The organism is Sphaerospermopsis reniformis, assembly GCF_005402885.1.
Lineage (GTDB): Bacteria > Cyanobacteriota > Cyanobacteriia > Cyanobacteriales > Nostocaceae > Sphaerospermopsis > Sphaerospermopsis kisseleviana.
The window spans coordinates 1-18,283 of record NZ_BJCE01000105.1 but is presented as its reverse complement, the minus strand read 5'-3'; the positions used below and the strand labels follow the sequence as shown (position 1 = coordinate 18,283).

29 protein-coding genes and 1 pseudogene are annotated in these 18,283 nt (G+C 36.9%); 7 read left to right on the top strand and 23 right to left on the bottom strand.

Going from position 1 to position 18,283, the window contains the following annotated elements; all coding sequences use genetic code 11:
* Positions 1–132: 132 nt before the first annotated feature.
* The 8 genes from FFR48_RS15480 to FFR48_RS15445 all read right to left on the bottom strand — a co-directional run bounded on the left by FFR48_RS15480 (position 133) and on the right by FFR48_RS15445 (position 4,457).
* Positions 133–642, bottom strand: a complete 510-nt coding sequence (locus FFR48_RS15480) for a YceD family protein (protein WP_137667974.1) — start codon at positions 640–642, stop codon at positions 133–135.
* A gap of 250 nt (positions 643–892) precedes the next feature.
* Complete coding sequence (locus tag FFR48_RS15475) at positions 893–1,426, bottom strand: Jag family protein (protein ID WP_190348358.1); 534 nt, start codon at positions 1,424–1,426, stop codon at positions 893–895.
* A 2-nt stretch (positions 1,427–1,428) separates the two neighbouring features.
* Positions 1,429–2,580, bottom strand: coding sequence for a membrane protein insertase YidC (yidC, locus tag FFR48_RS15470; protein ID WP_096569200.1), 1,152 nt, complete (start codon positions 2,578–2,580; stop codon positions 1,429–1,431).
* 82 nt (positions 2,581–2,662) lie between these two features.
* Complete coding sequence (locus FFR48_RS15465; protein ID WP_137667973.1) at positions 2,663–2,845, bottom strand: hypothetical protein; 183 nt, start codon at positions 2,843–2,845, stop codon at positions 2,663–2,665.
* Positions 2,796–3,185 (bottom strand): PH domain-containing protein, encoded by a 390-nt coding sequence (locus FFR48_RS15460; RefSeq protein ID WP_096569202.1) that lies wholly within the window; start codon positions 3,183–3,185, stop codon positions 2,796–2,798. The genes FFR48_RS15465 and FFR48_RS15460 overlap by 50 nt, the downstream gene beginning before the upstream one ends.
* Positions 3,172–3,594, bottom strand: coding sequence for a ribonuclease P protein component (gene rnpA, locus FFR48_RS15455; protein ID WP_137667972.1), 423 nt, complete (start codon positions 3,592–3,594; stop codon positions 3,172–3,174). Before rnpA ends, FFR48_RS15460 begins: the two co-directional genes overlap by 14 nt.
* 22 nt (positions 3,595–3,616) lie before the next feature.
* Positions 3,617–3,751, bottom strand: a complete 135-nt coding sequence (rpmH, locus tag FFR48_RS15450; RefSeq protein WP_096569209.1) for a 50S ribosomal protein L34 — start codon at positions 3,749–3,751, stop codon at positions 3,617–3,619.
* A gap of 199 nt (positions 3,752–3,950) precedes the next feature.
* Positions 3,951–4,457, bottom strand: a complete 507-nt coding sequence (locus FFR48_RS15445) for a DUF2808 domain-containing protein (protein ID WP_137667971.1) — start codon at positions 4,455–4,457, stop codon at positions 3,951–3,953.
* A 681-nt stretch (positions 4,458–5,138) separates the two neighbouring features.
* On the opposite strand from FFR48_RS15445, the gene FFR48_RS15440 reads away from it, so the two are divergent.
* From FFR48_RS15440 to FFR48_RS15420, 5 genes are all read left to right on the top strand, one after another.
* Positions 5,139–6,293, top strand: coding sequence for a Re/Si-specific NAD(P)(+) transhydrogenase subunit alpha (locus tag FFR48_RS15440; RefSeq protein ID WP_137667970.1), 1,155 nt, complete (start codon positions 5,139–5,141; stop codon positions 6,291–6,293).
* Positions 6,294–6,463: 170 nt separating this feature from the next.
* Complete coding sequence (locus tag FFR48_RS15435) at positions 6,464–6,757, top strand: NAD(P) transhydrogenase subunit alpha part 2 (RefSeq protein WP_096569218.1); 294 nt, start codon at positions 6,464–6,466, stop codon at positions 6,755–6,757.
* On the top strand, positions 6,754–8,157 hold the full coding sequence (locus FFR48_RS15430; RefSeq protein ID WP_137667969.1) for an NAD(P)(+) transhydrogenase (Re/Si-specific) subunit beta: 1,404 nt from the start codon (positions 6,754–6,756) through the stop codon (positions 8,155–8,157). The genes FFR48_RS15435 and FFR48_RS15430 overlap by 4 nt, the downstream gene beginning before the upstream one ends.
* Before the next feature lie 181 nt (positions 8,158–8,338).
* Entirely contained in the window at positions 8,339–8,587 is a 249-nt protein-coding gene (locus tag FFR48_RS15425; RefSeq protein ID WP_137667968.1) for a helix-turn-helix domain-containing protein, read from the top strand.
* Positions 8,568–9,881, top strand: a complete 1,314-nt coding sequence (locus tag FFR48_RS15420) for a site-specific DNA-methyltransferase (protein ID WP_137667967.1) — start codon at positions 8,568–8,570, stop codon at positions 9,879–9,881. Before FFR48_RS15425 ends, FFR48_RS15420 begins: the two co-directional genes overlap by 20 nt.
* Here the strand turns inward: FFR48_RS15420 and FFR48_RS15415 are convergent.
* The 6 genes from FFR48_RS15415 to FFR48_RS15390 form a co-directional block, all read right to left on the bottom strand.
* Entirely contained in the window at positions 9,856–10,716 is an 861-nt protein-coding gene (locus FFR48_RS15415; protein ID WP_190648641.1) for a hypothetical protein, read from the bottom strand. The two genes, FFR48_RS15420 and FFR48_RS15415, sit on opposite strands and share 26 nt — an antisense overlap.
* 276 nt (positions 10,717–10,992) lie before the next feature.
* Positions 10,993–11,148 carry a hypothetical protein gene (locus tag FFR48_RS15410; RefSeq protein WP_162501895.1) on the bottom strand — a complete coding sequence of 52 codons (156 nt, stop codon included), beginning with the start codon at positions 11,146–11,148 and terminating at the stop codon, positions 10,993–10,995.
* Complete coding sequence (locus tag FFR48_RS15405; protein WP_137667966.1) at positions 11,138–11,578, bottom strand: type II toxin-antitoxin system VapC family toxin; 441 nt, start codon at positions 11,576–11,578, stop codon at positions 11,138–11,140. The genes FFR48_RS15410 and FFR48_RS15405 overlap by 11 nt, the downstream gene beginning before the upstream one ends.
* 6 nt (positions 11,579–11,584) lie before the next feature.
* On the bottom strand, positions 11,585–11,875 hold the full coding sequence (locus FFR48_RS15400; RefSeq protein ID WP_137667965.1) for a hypothetical protein: 291 nt from the start codon (positions 11,873–11,875) through the stop codon (positions 11,585–11,587).
* A 350-nt stretch (positions 11,876–12,225) separates the two neighbouring features.
* Positions 12,226–12,570: a type II toxin-antitoxin system PemK/MazF family toxin gene (locus tag FFR48_RS15395; RefSeq protein ID WP_137667964.1), complete on the bottom strand. Its 345-nt coding sequence runs from the start codon at positions 12,568–12,570 to the stop codon at positions 12,226–12,228.
* Positions 12,571–12,587: 17 nt separating this feature from the next.
* Positions 12,588–12,830, bottom strand: a complete 243-nt coding sequence (locus FFR48_RS15390) for a hypothetical protein (RefSeq protein WP_137667963.1) — start codon at positions 12,828–12,830, stop codon at positions 12,588–12,590.
* 279 nt (positions 12,831–13,109) lie between these two features.
* Between FFR48_RS15390 and FFR48_RS15385 the strand changes: the two genes are divergently transcribed.
* Together FFR48_RS15385 and FFR48_RS29005 are read left to right on the top strand one after the other, a co-directional pair.
* Complete coding sequence (locus tag FFR48_RS15385) at positions 13,110–13,331, top strand: antitoxin family protein (RefSeq protein ID WP_096668005.1); 222 nt, start codon at positions 13,110–13,112, stop codon at positions 13,329–13,331.
* Positions 13,332–13,334: 3 nt separating this feature from the next.
* Positions 13,335–13,643 (top strand): type II toxin-antitoxin system VapC family toxin, encoded by a 309-nt coding sequence (locus FFR48_RS29005; RefSeq protein WP_199291105.1) that lies wholly within the window; start codon positions 13,335–13,337, stop codon positions 13,641–13,643.
* Between the two features lie 160 nt (positions 13,644–13,803).
* Here the strand turns inward: FFR48_RS29005 and FFR48_RS15375 are convergent, their stop codons facing one another.
* The 9 genes and pseudogenes from FFR48_RS15375 to FFR48_RS30405 all read right to left on the bottom strand — a co-directional run.
* A complete protein-coding gene (locus FFR48_RS15375; RefSeq protein WP_137667962.1) occupies positions 13,804–14,145 on the bottom strand; it encodes a XisI protein in 342 nt (113 codons plus the stop codon).
* On the bottom strand, positions 14,133–14,549 hold the full coding sequence (locus FFR48_RS15370) for a XisH family protein (RefSeq protein WP_137667961.1): 417 nt from the start codon (positions 14,547–14,549) through the stop codon (positions 14,133–14,135). The genes FFR48_RS15375 and FFR48_RS15370 overlap by 13 nt, the downstream gene beginning before the upstream one ends.
* A gap of 302 nt (positions 14,550–14,851) precedes the next feature.
* A complete protein-coding gene (locus FFR48_RS15365; RefSeq protein ID WP_137667960.1) occupies positions 14,852–15,661 on the bottom strand; it encodes a DUF3800 domain-containing protein in 810 nt (269 codons plus the stop codon).
* Positions 15,662–16,117: 456 nt separating this feature from the next.
* Positions 16,118–16,567 (bottom strand): type II toxin-antitoxin system VapC family toxin, encoded by a 450-nt coding sequence (locus FFR48_RS15360; protein WP_137667959.1) that lies wholly within the window; start codon positions 16,565–16,567, stop codon positions 16,118–16,120.
* Positions 16,568–16,573: 6 nt separating this feature from the next.
* A complete protein-coding gene (locus FFR48_RS15355) occupies positions 16,574–16,903 on the bottom strand; it encodes a hypothetical protein (protein ID WP_137667958.1) in 330 nt (109 codons plus the stop codon).
* 88 nt (positions 16,904–16,991) lie between these two features.
* On the bottom strand, positions 16,992–17,222 hold the full coding sequence (locus tag FFR48_RS15350) for a DUF433 domain-containing protein (RefSeq protein WP_137667957.1): 231 nt from the start codon (positions 17,220–17,222) through the stop codon (positions 16,992–16,994).
* A 92-nt stretch (positions 17,223–17,314) separates the two neighbouring features.
* The gene (locus FFR48_RS30135; protein ID WP_268932442.1) at positions 17,315–17,404 is read right to left on the bottom strand and encodes a type II toxin-antitoxin system HicA family toxin; all 90 of its coding nucleotides are present in this window, start codon (positions 17,402–17,404) and stop codon (positions 17,315–17,317) included.
* 182 nt (positions 17,405–17,586) lie between these two features.
* Positions 17,587–18,042, bottom strand: a complete 456-nt coding sequence (locus FFR48_RS15345) for a DUF29 domain-containing protein (RefSeq protein ID WP_137667956.1) — start codon at positions 18,040–18,042, stop codon at positions 17,587–17,589.
* A gap of 112 nt (positions 18,043–18,154) precedes the next feature.
* Positions 18,155–18,283: pseudogene (locus FFR48_RS30405) on the bottom strand (ABC transporter ATP-binding protein); the annotation flags it as partial.

The following is an 18,283-nucleotide window of genomic DNA, read 5'->3' as shown; positions in this document are numbered from 1 at the left end:
AAAAAGTGTGCATTTTTTGGGATTTCAAGAGATGGCAAAGAAATTTTCAAATCTCCTCCTGACTCCTGACTCCTGACTCCTGACTCCTATGCCCTCACGGAAAGACTTTCTCAGCAACCCCTATATAGACCATTATTCAGGAAGTTGTTTTTTCAAACTTTCCAAAGCAGACCAACGTCTATCAACCTGCTTTTCAGCACCACCAGCAGCAGTATTATCTAAAATACCCGGACAATTGCGATCGCACAATTGACGTTGAGGAATAGCTAAACACATTTGCTCATACAGCCATTCACTAGGATAAAAATAACCATCAGGTGAAAGCGTTTCTACTAAATCTTCCATAGCAACTTCCCTTTCTAAAGGCAAGTCTTCAACTTGATTAGCATTAGCATCTAACCAAATAATTTCTTTAGTATTAACAGCCAAACGTTGATTATATTGCTGCAAACAGCGGTTACAGGTACAAGTAATAATTGATTCTGCCTGACCAGAAACTTCTAAATAATTACCCTGATGCTGGACGCGGATAGTTCCACGCACAGGGGTTAAAGTTTCCAGTCCAGGCAGAGACTCGTTAACTTGAATTTCCTCTGTCCGTTCCGGGGCTTTGGTTAGCTGCGGAATAAAAATAGCGTCCATTATGATGAGTGAGATATCCTCACAAAAAATTATGGTTAATGATCAGCAAAATTGCTGATAGCTGATATAGGAATTCAGGAGTCAGGAGGAGGCAGTGCGGTGGACGAGTTCCCCGGCATAAAGCAACTGCCGTTCAGGAGTAAGAATGTTTGATAAATTGGTAGATTATCAAAATAGGGAGTTTAGGCGCAAGCTTTAAAAAGCTGACTGCTGACTGCTGATAGCTGAATACTTATCTTTGATTTTAGCTTTAATAGCCAGGATCTGTTGGTGGTTCAGTCGCAGGACGAACTACTAAATTACGATGGGGTTCTTTACCACGGCTAAAGGTTTCCAAATCAGGAAATTCCTTTAAAAAGCTGTGAACTTGTCGCCTTTCCGCTGAACTGAGGGATCTAATTTCCACTTCTCGTCCAGAAAAACGCACTTCTTGAGCCGCAGTTCTAGCTAAAGCAGTTATTTCCGCTTGTCGTCTGACACGGTAGCCATTCAACTCAATGGTATAAGATGTCTGCTCATGTTCTGGCTGATGCAAATTTAGTACCGAATTAGCTAGATACTGCATAGCATCTAACACTGAACCACCAGCACCAATCAAAACTTTGATTTGTTCTGGCATCAAATTCGATTCATCAATAGTCAACCAATAGCTATCAGGTTCTTGAGAAACTGCCCCCAGAGTAGGAGCAGCCCCTAAATTACCCTTAACATTAGTAGAGATTCCAGTAAGTTGCAGCAATTGTGTTAACCATTGTTCACCACGCTGCATAGAAATTTCACTCATAATTAGCCTGTAGCCTTTTTCTTAGAACTTTTTGGTTCAAAGGGCAAAGCTTTAACCTCTACAGTTGCCGCTTGTTGTTCCTTTTCCTGGATAGCTACAATTTTTTGCAGTTCCTCTGGTAGAGGTTCGCGGGAAAGAATGTAGGTTTGCAGGGTTTGGAAAACGTTACCAATTACCATGTACATGAGTACACCAGCAGGTAGCGGGAAGAACAAAAACATTCCCGAAAAGATCACAGGTGTAATTTTATTAACTGTATCCTGTTGTGGATTACCACCACTGGAATTTTGCCCAGACAGCATTTGGCTAAAGTACAAGCTGATGCCAAAGAAGACTATCATGCCGACAATATCCCAGTGAACTACACCATCTGGATCTATTGCCCCTACCCTACCTAAAGCATCAATAAACAGAAATCCTTTATCTGCTGCCAGTCCGGGAATTGTGCCTTGTATTGTCACATCTCCAGGTTGTAAGGCTTCTATGTTGCCTTCGGCATCAATTTTAACTCTATCTTCTCCTTTGGTTATTTTCCATTCAGGAGTTAATTTAGTTTCTGGATGTTCTGCTAACAGAGCCTCAAAGGGTTTGCCCTCCAATGTTTGATATTGGATCTTTGTGTTTTCTCCCACCGCTAACTTATTACCACCGGGAAGAATAGCGGTAATTTTTGTGTGATCCCCATCAGCAATGTAGATGTTTTGGGGAGGAGTTGCAAAGGCTTGGGGTTGAATGCGTTCTATTTGTTCGGATGGAAAGATTTGCAAGTTAACGGAGTAGTTCACACCTGCAAATGGTGAACCCCGCAAAGTTGCAAACAGTGCTAGTAAAACTGGCATCTGTAACAGCAGGGGCAAACATCCAGCTAAGGGGTTGCCAAACTCTTTCTGAACATTCACCATTTCCTCTTGCTGCTTTTGCGGATCGTCTTTATAGCGTTCTTTAACTTCCGCCATCCGCTTTTGCATGAGAGGTTGCACTATTCGCATTCGGCGCATACTGCGAATAGAACCTGCACTCAGGGGATAGAGTGCAAACCGAATGATTAATGTTAAAGCAACGATCGCCAATCCATAGCTAGGAAAAAAACCATAGAAAAAGTCTATGATTGGCAGCATTACGTTGTTCGAGAGAAACCCGATACCAAAATCCATTATTCTAAATCCAACCCAAGGTACTGTAAACTGAACTGAATCTAATTTATCTAAATCGTGATTTATTAGCGACTATCATTGGCTACGGATAGCCGCACAATGGGGACTGGGGACTGGGGATTGGTGACTGGGGACTGGGGACTGGGAAGAAATATTTACCTTCTTTATCCTGACTCCTGACTCCTGACTCCTGACTCCTGCCTCCTGCCTCCTGCCTACTTTTGAGCAGCAGTATATTGGGGATTTTTAGCGGCGACTTTCTCACTTATATAATCATAAGTTTCCCGAAAATTGGGAATAGCCCGTATTTCTAACCGACTACCGTTTTTCAGGGTAAGTACCATGTCTCCCCATAAACCTATGGCACGGGGAACTTTTACCACTTTGACTATTTCTGAATAAATTACGTCAGTGCGATCGCGTCCCATCCAACCACCCATCACAGCAACTCGCCGATCAGTGATTTTAAAACGTAACCATAACGCTCTAACTATCGCTCCAATAGTTAATGGTAAACCCACAACCGTTAGCCCAATCAATAAATTGAGAATCAAATCTCCAATATGGGGACCACCTTCATAATAAACTTCTTCACGAATACCCATTTATTACCTCTGCTTTTACCAACAACTGCTCTAATTCTTGCAGAAATTGTTGGCTTACGCACTCAGATTCTGCTGTCTTTGGCTTGACAATCACTACCAATCGCCATCCAGGTGATAACTTAGGCAATATTTGAGACAATGCGGCTGTAATTTGCCGTTTAATCCGATTGCGAACTACTGCTCTTTTACTGACTTTGGTGCTAATGGAAACGCCAATTTTTGTACTAGCTAAATCTTGACATTTAGTTAATTTTATGGTAGCAGCGTCATTATCACTAGAAGTTTCTTGTGGACGTGACGGTTTTAAAGCTCTCAAAGTGAAATGAGAGCTATGACACCGAATTCCTTCCCGGAAAACCGCCTGGAAATCCTTGCGGGATTTTAATCTATATGCTTTGGGCAAAGCCACAGCTTCTCTATTTGCTGGATGCCTAAACGCTTAAACGATGACGACCTTTTTTTCTTCTGGCTCTAATTACTCTTCTGCCAGTTGGGCTTTGCATTCTAGCACGAAAACCAGAGGTTCTCTTTCTCTTCCGACAAGTTCCACCCAATGTTCTTTGCATTTCTTTGTCCTCTTAGGCGATTTTCATAAAAAGTCACAATCTGTTATCTTACCACTTTACAGGCAATAAGAGTATATTTCTGGATACAGTTTCTAGTGATTGGTGACTGGTGATTGGGGACTGGTGATTGGGAAAATACAAATAATTTGCTACCTGTTACCTGTTACCTGTTACCTGTTACCTGTTACCTGTTCCCTTGTTAATTGATGCTGATGAGCCAAGTACCTAAGTAGCGCAACATTGGTACATCTCCAGGGGAGAGGACTTGACAGTTAAAATGGAACATTCCCCCAAAGGCAGGATTTTGCACGTTGGATAGCACTAACTCAACTTTACTACCTGCTGGTACTGGTTCTTCGGGAAATATCTCTATTATCCGTCCTTCTTTATTCCATTTAACTTCACTTAAAGGAACACCTTTTTCTTTGACTCTGACTTCAACTGCTTTTGGATCAAAACTGCCTTTGTAATAATCAGGGTAAGTAATGGCAAATTGGGCAACTGCCAATTTCATTTTTGTGGCGGGTAGTCTGAGTATATATCTATCCGTGGCGTTGGTTTGTCCACCAAAATCTAAAAGGAAGGGTAGTTGATTTTCTCCCTTAACACCGCTAAATAGTGTAAAACCTTGTTGTGCCAAACTGACAGCCGGAAAAGTCGTTAATAAACAACCAGTTACAGCTAAAGCAGAAAGTAAACGTCGCATAGTTAGGCTTCCTCTAAATAAATATTATTTCTGAGTTCTCTGTAATCTTCAGTAACAGTCTTGTTAGTATTCTTAACTAAACTTTACTACTTTATACTTAATCATAGACGAAAAATGAACATAAAAGTGCCAAAAGTACATTTTTACTCTGAAGATGTGACAATCAGGCAAAAATAAGGCTTAATCCTATGGTGTGGGATGTGGGGTGTAAAGTTTTTCTTTGTTTGTGTTGCAGATTGTATAGAGATGTTGAGTAAAATAACATTTTTTTGATAAAAGTTGAAAAAAGTTTTTGCCGATCGCTCCTTAAATTACAATCAATCAATTGTTGAGACTCAACCTTTGTATATTCTGAATCCTGACAAAATCGTGCAGTTAAGTAGAAAATATCAAACTTACCCAATTTAAGTATGGCAGAAAGTAGAAATTAAATTGCACAATCCCGAAAATAATCTGAAGACATAGATATAACATCAAAAAATGCACATAAGATGTGCAGTAACCACAACAGTTGAGAACCATCTAGATCATATTTGCCAATAGCAAAAATGCTTTACACAAGGGTTCAAGACAAAGTTCATGGTTCATGTTGCATTAGTTGTATCAGTTTATTAAAGACGTACATCAATAAATAGCTAAAAATAGCTAACAAATATTAAGTATTTATCTCTAGGAGATTGCATGAAAATAGCAGTAGCTAAAGAAATAGAAGTTTGTGAACGTCGGGTATCATTAATTCCTGACATTGTAGCCAAATTAATCAAACAAGGATTAGAAATTTATGTAGAAACTGGTGCGGGAGAAAAAGCATTTTTTACTGACGCTGACTATGAAGCAGCAGGAGCGAAAATAATTAGTGATCCTGCTACATTATGGGGTGAAGCAGACATAATGTTAAAAGTCAGTCCACCCCAAGAAAGAGAAGATGGACGTTCTGAAATAGACTTACTCAAAACTGGATCTGTTTTAATCAGCTTTCTCAACCCATTAGGAAATCCCCAAATAGCGCAAAAATTAGCACAACGGCAAATTACAGCTTTAAGTATGGAATTAATCCCCCGTACTACCAGAGCGCAAAGCATGGATGCTTTATCTTCCCAAGCATCACTAGCAGGGTATAAAACCGTACTTTTGGCAGCAGCAGCATTACCAAAATATTTTCCGATGTTAACCACTGCTGCCGGTACTATTGCCCCTGCTAAAGTATTTATTATGGGTGCAGGTGTAGCAGGTTTACAGGCGATCGCCACTGCAAGAAGACTAGGAGCAGTAGTAGAAGCCTTTGATATTCGTCCAGCCGTCAAAGAAGAAGTACAAAGCTTAGGGGCGAAATTCGTCGAAGTTAAACTCGAAGAAGAAACTACAGCAGCAGGTGGTTACGCAAAGGAAATATCGGAAGACAGCAAAAAACGCACCCAAGAATTAGTTGCTGAACACGTCAAAAATTCCGATGTAGTCATTACCACCGCCCAAGTACCAGGCAGAAAAGCACCCATCCTAGTTACAGAAGAGATGGTAAAAGCCATGAAACCCGGTTCTGTAATAGTAGACTTAGCAGCAGAACAGGGTGGAAACTGTGCTTGTACCGCACCGGGTAAGGATATTGTTTGGAACGGTGTAACAATTATTGGACCAATTAATTTACCTTCATCCATGCCTGTACACGCTAGTCAATTGTACTCTAAAAATATTACTGCATTAATGCAGTTATTGATTAAAGATAAAACGTTACAGGTTAATTTTGCCGATGATATTGTTGATGCTGCTTGTGTTACTTATGGTGGTGAAATTAGAAATCAACGGGTGAAGGATGCTTTGCAAGCTGTTGTGGTTTAGTTTTGAGGATTTTTTAGGAACGAACCGCAAAGAACGCAAAGTACACGTTCACCGAAGGTATTCCCGAAGGGTAGGAAAGAGTGTTAGAGAGAGATTTTCCGTTTGTTCTCTAAATTCTCTCTGCGCCTCTGCGTCTCTGCGTGAGCTAACAATTTAACATCTTAAATAACATGAATGAAACTTTACTAGCGGCTTTATTTGTGCTTGTTTTGGCTTCTTTTATCGGCTTTGAAGTCATTAACAAAGTTCCCCCGACTCTTCACACTCCTTTGATGTCGGGTTCTAATGCTATCTCTGGCATTTCGGTAATAGGTGCAATTCTCGCTGCGGGGGAAAGAAACACCAATTTATCAGTAATTCTCGGTTTAATTGCGGTGATATTGGCAATGGTTAACGTTGTCGGTGGTTTTTTGGTTACAGACAGAATGCTGCAAATGTTTAAAAAGAAGGATGTTAAAGCATGAATACTTTTATCCCTACTGGGATTCAGCTAACTTATTTAGTAGCTGCATCTTTATTTATCTTTGGTTTAAAAAAGCTCGGTTCTCCGGCAACTGCACGCAATGGTAATGTGATTGCTGCGGTGGGAATGTTATTAGCTGTGGTTGCCACTTTATTAGATCAGCACGTATTAAATTACGAGATGATCTTAGTGGGTTTAGTCATTGGTTCTATTATTGGGGCTGTGGCAGCTTACAAAGTGCAAATGACGGAAATGCCCCAAATGGTTGGTTTACTCAATGGTTTGGGTGGTGCATCTTCCGCACTGGTAGCAGTTGCCGAATTTTGGCGGTTGTTAGATGCTTCTCAACCTATCCCCCTCGATATCAATATATCTATGTTATTGGATGTGTTGATCGGTGGTGTGACGTTTACGGGTAGTTTTCTGGCTTTTGCTAAGTTGCAAGGTTTGGTTAGTGGTACTCCTATTACCTTTCCTTTGCAGCAACCTGTTAACCTCTTGCTTTTAGGTACATACTTGGCTGGAAGTGCTTATTTAATCATCTCACCGGATAGTTTACCCGTGTTTTTAGCAGTGGTAGCGGTTTCCTTGGTGTTAGGGGTGATGTTTGTATTACCCATTGGTGGCGGTGATATGCCGGTGGTGATTTCGTTGTTAAACTCTTTATCAGGTGTTGCTGCTGCGGCTGCGGGATTTGTGGTGATGAACAATATGTTAATCATCGCCGGTGCTTTGGTGGGTGCTTCGGGTATCATCCTTACAGAAATTATGTGTAAGGCCATGAACCGGTCGTTATTCAGTGTGTTATTTAGTGCTTTTGGTTCTGTAACTACTGCCAGTGGTGGAGGTGCTGCGGGTACAAGTAATCAAACTGTTCGCAGTATAGATCCTGAAGAAGGGGCGATGATGTTAGGTTATGCCCGTTCTGTGGTGATTGTACCAGGTTATGGGATGGCAGTTGCTCAAGCACAGCATAGCGTCCGGGAGTTGGCAGATCAACTAGAACGCATGGGTGTGGATGTGAAATATGCGATACATCCCGTTGCGGGGAGAATGCCGGGACACATGAACGTATTATTGGCGGAAGCTAATGTACCCTATACGCAGTTATATGATATGGAAGACATTAATCCTCAGTTTGAACAAGCTGATGTAGCGTTAGTGATTGGTGCTAATGATGTGGTAAATCCTGCGGCGCGTAGTGATGCGAATAGTCCGATCTATGGAATGCCGATTTTAGAAGTTGATCGGGCAAAGCAAACTATTGTGATTAAGCGCGGTATGAGTGCGGGTTTTGCTGGTGTGGATAATGAGTTGTTTTATAAGGATAAGACGACTATGTTGTTTGGTAGTGCTAAGGATATGGTGGCTAAGTTGGTTAGTGAGGTGAAGCAACTTTAAGAGAAACGAACCACGAAGACACGAAGAACACGAAGAGAAGAATTTAAAAAACTTGCTTGCCTTGGAGGTTTGATGCTTCTGGGGCAAGTTTTTTTATAGTTTCTTCCGCGCCAATAAGATCACACTTGCAAAAATACTAATATTAGTGGTACAATTGCGACTATAGCGAAATTAGCGACAAATGCGACAAGATAATAATAATCATGAAAATGACAATTCATTTTTAACAACTCTCGAAGTAGCGGAACTTCTTCGCGTTCACCAAAGAACTGTACAAAGATGGATAAAAACAAATCAACTGAAAGCTGTAAAAGTCGGGTTAAAAATTTGGCGTATTAGGCAACAAGATTTAAATAAGTTTCTAGCAGAAAAAGAAGTTAAAAATCCATTAGAGGAAGATATTAATCACAATGGCAACAGGGATACCTAGTAGAAATGGGCGTAATCATAAACAAAATACAACATCTTTCCGAATTGAATATGAAGGAAAAATGCCTATAGAAGATATATTAAAAATTCAGCCGGCTAACTTAAATCATATAATTAGCGTTGAGGGATATCCTAGAAATCAACTAGTATATGGCGATAATTTAAACGTTCTTCGCACATTATTAAATAATGATAATGTTGCCGGAAAAGTTAACTTAGTATATATTGATCCACCTTATGCAACAGGTAGCAGTTTTGAGTCTCGTAATAGCAATCATGCTTATCATGATCTCATCGAAGGTGCAGAATATTTAGAATATTTGCGTCAACGTCTTATTTTAATTAGAGAAATTCTCTCAGAAGAAGGTTCTATTTATGTTCATTTAGATGAAAAAATGGCTTGTACTGTCAAAATTATCATGGATGAAATTTTTGGAGTTAAAAATTTTCGGAATTGGATTACTAGAAAAAAATGCAATCCTAAAAACTATACACGCAAACAATATGGTAATGTTGCCGATTTTATTCTTTTTTATACAAAAACAGATAATTATGTATGGAATCAACCTTTTGACGCTTGGACAGAAGACTCTATTAAAAAAGAATATCAATATGTGGAAGAAGGAACAGGAAGACTATATAAAAAAGTTCCTATTCATGCTCCAGGAGTAAGAAAAGGAGCAACAGGTCAACCTTGGAGGGGTATGTCACCACCACCGGGTAAACATTGGCAATATACACCAGAAACATTAGATGAAATGGACGCAAGGGGAGAAATATATTGGTCTGCAAATGGTAATCCTAGAAGAAAAGTATATTTAGATAATAGTCAGGGTATTTCCATTCAAGATATTTGGCTTGATTTTAAAGACGCTCACAATCAAAATATTAAAATTACTGGTTATCCAACGGAGAAAAATCCAGAGATGATGAAACGGATAATTATGGCTTCATCAAATCCGGGAGATATTGTTTTAGATGCTTTTGCAGGAAGTGGAACTACTCTAGCTGTATCTGAAGAATTAGGTAGAAAATGGATAGGCATTGATAATTCTCCATTATCTATTGATACTATAATTAAACGTTTAGTTAATGGTAGTGAAGCAATGGGTGATTTTGTTAATGGCAAAAATGGTAATTGTAAATATAAACAAATAAACTTAATTGACGTTAATAGAATTTTAAAAACAGGTTTGGACTTGTATATTGAAGAATCAGCAAGTTTAGAGTTAATTTCTGGTCAAATCATCAAAAATTGGAATAGTAAACTTAACTATCTAACCAGCTTTGTGTAAATCTCTCGTCTAACATTTTCAAAGTACAAACCATTACTCTACTTTGTCCATATTGTTCTAAATTAGCGTAATCATTCCACATAGAACCTAGAAGTAATCCAGGACCATCATTCAGCATCAATACTTTTAATGGCAAATTGTATGTTTTAGCATAACCCAAAATTTCTGTGATTTTATCTCGATTTCCTCCTATTCTATCATCTTCTTGAGAACCTCCTCTGTCGGAGTCATAACGAGCAAATCCAACTACTAATGGAGTCCCATCTAAGCGAGAGATTAACATATCCGCAGGAATTTGAGATGGAAAGTTATTCAAAGCCTTATGTAACATGACATCTTTCCCCCCACGAATCGGTCCTTTAATAGAATAATCTTTGCTAAATTTTTCGTTAAACCATAAGAAAAAACTTTCTGTTAAATCATACCCTTTTTTTCCTTTTGTCTTGTATTCAAGAAGAAGTGCCATGAGAGTTTCATCAGGTATGGGACGACTGTGCAACTTTTGTTTAACTTCCTCTATCGGACGAAATTTATCACTAAAGTTTCTGATAGTATTAGGTATATCGCCTTTCTTTTTAGTCATTTCTACAGATGTATCTGGAGAGACGTATCTACGAAAAACTCTAAGTAATTGATTTCGTAAAGGATTACGTTCTTTAGAGATCATCTCCAGTAATTCTGTAGACGTTTGTGCTTTATCAACAAGTTCTATAAAGCATACTTGTACTTTTTCATAAAGTATTTTAGCCTCATCTAAGTAATCTGGATAGAACGGTGAATCAAATATAGTAATCCACTTAGATGCTGTTGTTTTGTAACTGGCAAACGTAGTCAAAATTATTTCCTTATTCTCATAAACAGTACAGGTTATTACTATAAGCAATAGTGGTATTTTTGTCCAGGTATTTGTTAAAAAAGCAGTAGTTACTCACCTATAAGTATGCTATATCTGAAACTTCCAAATATCGCTCTCTCTTCTCCTCTTCCTTCGTGTTCTTCGCTTCTTCGTGGTTCGTTAAAAAAGGATGTTGGCGAAAATGATCTATCCTCTGCGTTCTCTGCGTCTCTGCGGTTCGTTTAAAAAGAGATGTTGGGAAGTTGAAGGAGTGCGTTAGCGAAGCTTACCGAAGGTATCGCTTTTGGTGAGGTTGAGAGGTGCGATCGCTGTTTGGAAGTTGAAGGGATGCGTTAGCGTTAGCTTACCGAAGGTATCGCTGTTTGGGAGTTGAGGGGGTGCGATCGCTCTTTCAATATAATTAAACAACACTACGTGGATCAACAACTACAATATCCGAAAACCGCTTAAAATCATCAACATTAAATGTCAATAAATGTGTAATATTATGAGCTACCATAGCCGCTACTAAACGAGCATCATGTACCTGTTTTCCCATCACTTGATATTTAATCACAAGAGATTCCCACTCAGTAAAAATTTGTGGTGTGTCCAATTCCAATATAAATATCTTTTTAAGTTTTTCGCTTTCTTCTTCAGCTTGAGTGATAGATAAACCTAACCCATTTTTATCCAGAGGTCTTATAGCAACAGCCCAAAATTCAATTATATTTTGGGGAATAATACATAAAAAATTACCTTGCTTTTTGAGCGTTACAATTGCCCTTTGAGTATCAAGGTGCATAGGACTATTTTTTTGTACTAACCGCAGTAAAATATTAGTATCTACCAGATATTTCATTATATTTTATAATAAGTTATCTTCTCTGGTATAAATACTATCTCGACTAATAGCTGCATCTGAAAGTGGTGGTGCTACAGCAAAAGCAGGACTATTGATTAAATTCATTAGTGCTGTTTCCCAATCTTCCTCATTTGTTACTTGAGAAAAAGATTTTTCCTCTTGATTTTTCAAACTATCTTCAATTAAAGATTCAAGATAAGATTCAATTGATAAACCTTGTTTATTAGCTTGGGTAATCAGACGATCTTCTATTTCTGGTTTCAATTGTAGCTGTATAGTTTTATATTGTTTCATATTCTTAGATTCTAGTTAATTAATATCAAGTAAAACTTATGATTAACTTGATCTATTAAAAGTATATCAGATTTAAACACCGAAGGTATCGCTTTTGGGGAAGTTGAAGGGGGTGCGTTAGCGAAGCTTACCGAAGGTATCGCTGTTTGGGAAGTTGGAGGGAGTGCGTTAGCGTTCGCGTAGCGTCTCGTAGAGATAGCTTACCGAAGGTATCGCTGTTTGGGAAGTTGAGGGGAGGCGATCACTTTTTGGGAAGTTGAAGGGGTGCGTTAGCGTTCGCGTAGCGTCTCGTAGAGATAGCTTACCGAAGGTATCGCTTTTGGTGAGGTTGAAGAGGTGCGATCGCAATTTTACAGAGAAAGACTTAATACCACAGCTAATGCTTCAGAAATCATCTGCATTTCCGATTGAGAAAGCTGGCCTAATTTTCTTATTAATCGTGTTTCCGAAACCGAACGAATTTGAAAAGTATCAACACCAGAAACTTTTGCCAAACTATTCTCAGTTGATGGTTCTAATTTTACCATCCAAGGTCTAATAGAATACCGTTCTTTCCAATCTGTAACTGGAACAATAACCTTCAAAGGTAAAATCCCAATTGCATCATCATTAACTATAATACAAGGACGTTTTTTACTAATTTCTGTTCCTACAGTGGGATCTAAATTAACTAACCAAACTTCACCTCTATACATAATTTTAATAACTTATTTTAATCTTCATCTGGATATTCATAAAAATCTTCTCCATCTAAATCAGAGAAAACAACTAATTCACCATCATTTGCATAATCTTCAATAGCTGTAATTGCTGCTAACACTAATTGACGTTTTTGTTGTTCCTTTGTTAAAAATTCTTGTTGTTGATTAACTAAATGTAAAGCAAATTCAGCAATTTGTAACCTTTCATTGATACTGAGATTTGGTAAAGATTGAAGAATTGCTTGCGTTTCCATATTAATTTATCTAACTTTGTTTTTAACTAATATTTTGTTTATTATATCATAAGTTGAGTAATAGAAGTAGTGGCTTAAAAAATAGATGTTTGGGGGAGTTGAAGGAGTGCGTTAGCGTTCGCGTAGCGTCTCGTAGAGATAGCTTACCGAAGGTATCGCTTTTGGGTGGTTTGAGGGGATGCGATAGCGAAGCACCAAGCAAAAGCATCGCTGTTTGAGGATGATGGGATTTAGGAGATAGTGCTATAATTTAAATAATCAAATTCCAAGATAAATTATATGCCAGTAGAAGCCATTTATGAACAAGGAACATTAAGACTATCACAACCGATAAAACTAGCAGAAGGAAGTAAAGTACAAGTAATTATCATTCCTCTAGAATCTAATTATCAACAGAAAAAAACATTAGAAATTTTGCAAGAGATTGCTGAACTTCCTTTAGAGGGGAAAACAGATCCTTTTGATGGTAAAGATCACGATCAAGTTTTATATTGTCAATAGTTTATGATTTTTGTAGATATGGGTGCTTGGTTTGCTAGTGTTGTTCCTTCAGATTCCAACCATAAAAACGCTATTTTATGGTTAACTAATAATACAGATTCTTTAGTAACAACTGATTATGTAATTGATGAAACATTAACTTTATTAAGAGCAAGAGGAGAAGCAAAAAGAGCAATTATTTTAGGTGAAGCTTTCTTCTCAGGTAAATTAGCAACTATATATTATTTAACAGAAGAAGATATTCGCCTAACTTGGCAGCTTTTTTGTAGTTATCATGGAAAAGTTAGATATTATCCAAGCATTTTCATTTGATTATCATTTTCGTCAATTTGGTATTTTTCAAGTCGTTCCGTAATGTATCGCTGTTTGGAAAGTTGAAGGGGGTGCGTTAGCGAAGCTTACCGAAGGTATCGCTTTTGGTGAGGTTGAGAGGTGCGATCGCATAGGTTATTGTAGGCGATCGCTATAATATTTAAGCAATAGCAAATTCAGTATATTTCCTTTCATCAGGAGGATGAAAAGCTAAAACAATATCAAGATTAGAAATACCTAACCTCATCAACTCATTAGCTATTCCTTCCTCAGTCCAATCTTCTTCAATCCAAATTTTATCATTTTTAATTCTGACATTAACTTGAATTTTATTTGTTCTTTTCTTCCCATCCCAACCCAAAAAACACCAAATGTAGTGATAGTTATTATCATCAAAAACCAAACAACTTTCATCAGTTAAATTTGTTGCACCAGAAACCCAATTATGATATTCTGTGAGAACTTGTTTAATTGCTATTTGATATTTTTCTACTTTATCCATTGTAATATTTCCTCCTTTTCTACATTCACGACAATGATCAAAATTTGATTTAATTGGACAATCTCTTTAATTGAATCTCTTGTAAAAAAGTTTTGATATGTACTTTCTTTAATAGCCAAATAAATTGTATAGTCTGGTTCTGTGAGAGTAATTAAATTACGATATAAAATATATTGCCCTAAAGCTATTTCAAAATCTCTCATGGGAGAAGGACTAAGAAAACTCTTAATTTCAACAATTATTTTCCGTCCACTTTGTTCTGCTGCAATCGGTTTTTCTGCGGATAGATCAGCGAACAATTCAGCATCTTTATACTTGATTTTATAAGGATCAGCCGTAATTGTCCAACCATCTTTAATTAAAGCGTTTTTAACAGCATCGTGGTAAATATCTTTTGCTGGCATTGTTTTTTTGATAATATTGAGTGAACACTCATTAATCTTAATAGTACAATTATATCATATACTCAGGCGTTAGCGTTCGCATAGCGTCTCAAAGAGATAGCTTACCGAAGGTATCGCTTTTAGTGAGGTTTGAGGGGTGCGTTAGCGAAGCTTACCGAAGGTATCGCTTTACCAAAACAATAAAAACCTCAATCAGATATTGACAATTAATAAATCAGAAGATAATATAAAGGTAGGCATAGCCTGGGGGTAGTCGTATGACTGCCGCATCATAAACCGCTCGCGTAGCGGTTTTGTTGTTTTTAGGGGCTATCAAAGCAATAATACTTAATTCCCAAAGTAGTAACTTGATCCTGTTGTAACCTACAGTCCACAAGCAAGTTAGCATTTTTAAGAGCTAAAAACGCTTGATTATCAGGACTATCTTTACTACGCACAACTGGATACAAACATAAATCAGCAATTTGCATAACAGAACTAGCTTTTGTTTTGCTGTCTATTCCTCTTAACAATTTTGATAAATCATCAGCAGATAAAGGTGAATATTTATCAGATGTTGTAACATTAAAAGGTTGACCTTTAGCTCTTAAATCGTAAAAATATTGTTTTAGCAGATTATCTTCATTTTTACCTGCTGCTTCAAAATAAACCATTAAACTACCATTATTAATAGCTGCATATTTAGCACTACGTTCTATTAAAATAGAAAAGGCACTTTTCATCATTTCCCAAGTATTTTCACCATACTTTTCTAAGTAACGATTGAGATATCCTTGACGAGAGATAACACAAGCATGAACAACTATAGGACAACTAATTATAGTTTGTGTCAAATCTTCCAAAAATTGCTGCTGTTCAACCTTAGATAATTTACCTAACCAAGCAAATCCTTTTTTCTTAGAGCGTATTTCGTTACCATGTAAAGGTTGTTCTTGACTAATATTCCAACGATTTTTAAAATCTAGTACCAATTGATTAATAATTTGTTCATCACTTCTTTTAATTAAAACTCCACTCATAGCAAAAACAGGACATTCATCTTTAGGATTTGGTTTTGCACTACCAGATTCATCAATATATATAGCAAATTTAATATTATCTTGTTGATTCATTTTCTAATTTTGTTACATTTAATAAATTTCCTAATAGTATTACATATTTTAATGGCAAAAAGGGATACTTGACTGGAAAATGTAAAATTCGCTCTTTCTTCTCTTCTTCCTTCGTGTTCTTCGCGTCTACCCTTCGGGAACACCTTCGGTGAACGTGGTTCGTTAAAAAAGGATACTGGGTAAAAGTGCGATCCTTTGCGTCTTTGCTCCTTTGCGACTTTGCGCGAAACTCTCTGCGTTCTCTGCGTCTCTGCGTGAGATAAAAAAGGGATATTTAGAAGTTGAGGAGGTGCGTTAGCGAAGCTTACCGAAGGTATCGCTTTTGGGGAGGTTGAAGGGAGTGCGTTAGCGAAGCTTACCGAAGGTATCGCTTTTTGGGAAGTTGAAGGGGTGCGTTAGCGAAGCTTACCGAAGGTATCGCTTTTGGTGAGGTTGGAGGGAGTGCGATCGCACATTTTAAATTTCTCCCCATTCCCTAGCATCAATAAAAATAGAAAGATGCTTTTTATTACTCGTGGCAATAATTACCTCATGTCCATAATTAGCAACTAAAATAGATTGGGCAGCTAAAATAACATCACCATCCAAAGCTTTATTATCTGCTGTAGATTTACCTTTATTTCTCGCTTCAGCCCATAATTCTGCTGCTTTTAACATCACTTCTGTGGTAATAGGAAGATAAATAATTTCTGCTTTTATTTGATTCAGTTTTCTAATTCCTGATAACTTATTTGCCCTCAATAATTCCCGTCTAATTTCATAATCTATAATTTCTGGTAAAATTACCTCATAACCTCTTTCAAAAAGACTATAAAACCATTCTTGACATTGCACAGCTAGAGGATTTGCTTTAGGATTAGTAATTAATCCCACAGGTGCAGAATCTAAAACAATAACCTTACTCATTTTATTTTAAATTGAAATACTATTCATAGATTCAATAATTTCTAAATTTTCTTGTTGTTCTTGTTGATCATCTGATTCATTCCATGACTCAAACAATCTTTTAATATTATTTTTTCTATCTTCTTTTTTAATTGCATCACTTTCATTAATTTCATTAATAGCATTTTCCCAGTTCTTTAAAGATGTCTGTTTCATCGTCACACTTTGACGAAATAACCGGACAATTTGTAGTAATTCTGGTATGTATTCTTCTGGAGTATGTTCAATTTCTAGTAATAAATCATTGCGGGGTTTCGTTGATGATTTATCTGTAATGGATTGGTGATTGTTAATCATAAAATCCTAGATTTTATTATTTTGGTATATTATCAGTATATCAAGAACTTAGTAAAATTCATTTTAATTCTTAATAAAAATATGATTACTACGCAGTTCTAATAGAATAAACTTTTTCTTGAGTTAACCAAGCTGCATAAAGTAAAGATTGACGAATATCTTCAGCTTCTAAATCAGGATATTCTTCTAAAATTTCCTCTATCGGTTTACCATTAGCTACTAAATTTACCACTAAAGAAACAGGTATTCTCATTCCTCGAATACAAGCTTGTCCTGCCATAATTTGTCTATCAAATGTAATTCTGTCTAAATTTAACATAAAAATATTTGTTCTTCACTATCTTTGATAGTAGCATAAATTTATCTATAAAAAAGAATGTTTGGGAACTTGAGGAGGTGCGATCAACAAAATTAATCTAAATCTTCCTCAGTCAAACCAGCATCTTTCAAAATACTTCTGAGTGTACCAGTAGGTAAATCACGATTACCATTTATTTTCATGGACAATTTGTTGGAATAAATATAAATATCATATCAGAAATTATAAAAAATTTCTCAGTAAATCCAAGTAAATCCAACTTAGCGATCACGCAAGTGCTGACTGGTCGGTTCGCTGTTTTGGAGGTTGAGGAAGTGCGATCGCATAGCTTACCGTAGGTATCGTTTAACAACAGAAATTATGATTAAACTGGAAAAAAATCAGCATCTAAAATTTCATCAGAGGAAAAAGGATTATCTTCAGGAAAAATAGATAAAGGAAGTCCAGTTTCAATCGCTGCTTCTTTACGAGCGTGGTGATAACAATTATCCAAAACTTCTAAATAATAGCCTTTTAAACTAGGACTATCTAAAAACGCATCTTGTAATCTTTGACGATGTTCATATATTGTATACAACCAACTATTTGACCTGTTTTGAGGTTGAAAATTGTATTTAAGCAAGTGCATAATTAAAACTCGTAAATTACTTTTTAAAGCATTTTTTTCACTTCTTCCCATACTTTCAACTTCTTCAATTAAATTTTCTAATTCTAATTCTGAAAACTGCTTATTCTTTAATAAAGAAGCGGTTTTTTCAATCCATAAATTATAATCTTCTGCATAAAAATTATTAGTTAATATCATAGATGGATGTGTCATAGTTTTCTCCTTAATTCCTGTAGTTTTTGTCGATTACAAAACGAAGTGCGGAATGTGGGTTAGTAGTGAGGATTTGACTTTACGGTAAAATACTTAATCAAAATTAAACAAATTAAACAGCTAAAAACTTTTGAATCACATCCTGACTCAGTTCTGTGGTGAAACCAGAGGCGACAATACCACCTTTTTGCATGGCGTAATAGTAATCAGCCTGACGGACAAAGTGTAAGTGTTGTTCTAC

What these genes read in the sequence shown, in the direction of transcription:
- FFR48_RS15390 (WP_137667963.1), bottom strand. Translation starts at nt 12,830, where the DNA reads ATGGAAACGCAAGCAATTCTTCAATCTTTACCAAATCTCAGTATCAAT.
- FFR48_RS15365 (WP_137667960.1), bottom strand. Translation starts at nt 15,661, where the DNA reads ATGAATCAACAAGATAATATTAAATTTGCTATATATATTGATGAATCT.
- FFR48_RS15475 (WP_190348358.1), bottom strand. Translation starts at nt 1,426, where the DNA reads ATGAGTGAAATTTCTATGCAGCGTGGTGAACAATGGTTAACACAATTG.
- FFR48_RS15375 (WP_137667962.1), bottom strand. Translation starts at nt 14,145, where the DNA reads ATGGATAAAGTAGAAAAATATCAAATAGCAATTAAACAAGTTCTCACA.
- FFR48_RS15350 (WP_137667957.1), bottom strand. Translation starts at nt 17,222, where the DNA reads ATGTTAAATTTAGACAGAATTACATTTGATAGACAAATTATGGCAGGA.
- FFR48_RS29005 (WP_199291105.1), top strand. Translation starts at nt 13,335, where the DNA reads ATGATTTTTGTAGATATGGGTGCTTGGTTTGCTAGTGTTGTTCCTTCA.
- FFR48_RS15435 (WP_096569218.1), top strand. Translation starts at nt 6,464, where the DNA reads ATGAATGAAACTTTACTAGCGGCTTTATTTGTGCTTGTTTTGGCTTCT.
- FFR48_RS15420 (WP_137667967.1), top strand. Translation starts at nt 8,568, where the DNA reads ATGGCAACAGGGATACCTAGTAGAAATGGGCGTAATCATAAACAAAAT.
- FFR48_RS15405 (WP_137667966.1), bottom strand. Translation starts at nt 11,578, where the DNA reads ATGAAATATCTGGTAGATACTAATATTTTACTGCGGTTAGTACAAAAA.
- FFR48_RS15460 (WP_096569202.1), bottom strand. Translation starts at nt 3,185, where the DNA reads ATGGGTATTCGTGAAGAAGTTTATTATGAAGGTGGTCCCCATATTGGA.
- yidC (WP_096569200.1), bottom strand. Translation starts at nt 2,580, where the DNA reads ATGGATTTTGGTATCGGGTTTCTCTCGAACAACGTAATGCTGCCAATC.
- FFR48_RS15360 (WP_137667959.1), bottom strand. Translation starts at nt 16,567, where the DNA reads ATGAGTAAGGTTATTGTTTTAGATTCTGCACCTGTGGGATTAATTACT.
- FFR48_RS15430 (WP_137667969.1), top strand. Translation starts at nt 6,754, where the DNA reads ATGAATACTTTTATCCCTACTGGGATTCAGCTAACTTATTTAGTAGCT.
- FFR48_RS30135 (WP_268932442.1), bottom strand. Translation starts at nt 17,404, where the DNA reads ATGAAAATAAATGGTAATCGTGATTTACCTACTGGTACACTCAGAAGT.
- FFR48_RS15370 (WP_137667961.1), bottom strand. Translation starts at nt 14,549, where the DNA reads ATGCCAGCAAAAGATATTTACCACGATGCTGTTAAAAACGCTTTAATT.
- FFR48_RS15400 (WP_137667965.1), bottom strand. Translation starts at nt 11,875, where the DNA reads ATGAAACAATATAAAACTATACAGCTACAATTGAAACCAGAAATAGAA.
- FFR48_RS15425 (WP_137667968.1), top strand. Translation starts at nt 8,339, where the DNA reads ATGCGACAAGATAATAATAATCATGAAAATGACAATTCATTTTTAACA.
- FFR48_RS15385 (WP_096668005.1), top strand. Translation starts at nt 13,110, where the DNA reads ATGCCAGTAGAAGCCATTTATGAACAAGGAACATTAAGACTATCACAA.
- FFR48_RS15480 (WP_137667974.1), bottom strand. Translation starts at nt 642, where the DNA reads ATGGACGCTATTTTTATTCCGCAGCTAACCAAAGCCCCGGAACGGACA.
- FFR48_RS15345 (WP_137667956.1), bottom strand. Translation starts at nt 18,042, where the DNA reads ATGACACATCCATCTATGATATTAACTAATAATTTTTATGCAGAAGAT.
- FFR48_RS15395 (WP_137667964.1), bottom strand. Translation starts at nt 12,570, where the DNA reads ATGTATAGAGGTGAAGTTTGGTTAGTTAATTTAGATCCCACTGTAGGA.
- rpmH (WP_096569209.1), bottom strand. Translation starts at nt 3,751, where the DNA reads ATGCAAAGAACATTGGGTGGAACTTGTCGGAAGAGAAAGAGAACCTCT.
- FFR48_RS15445 (WP_137667971.1), bottom strand. Translation starts at nt 4,457, where the DNA reads ATGCGACGTTTACTTTCTGCTTTAGCTGTAACTGGTTGTTTATTAACG.
- FFR48_RS15440 (WP_137667970.1), top strand. Translation starts at nt 5,139, where the DNA reads ATGAAAATAGCAGTAGCTAAAGAAATAGAAGTTTGTGAACGTCGGGTA.
- FFR48_RS15355 (WP_137667958.1), bottom strand. Translation starts at nt 16,903, where the DNA reads ATGATTAACAATCACCAATCCATTACAGATAAATCATCAACGAAACCC.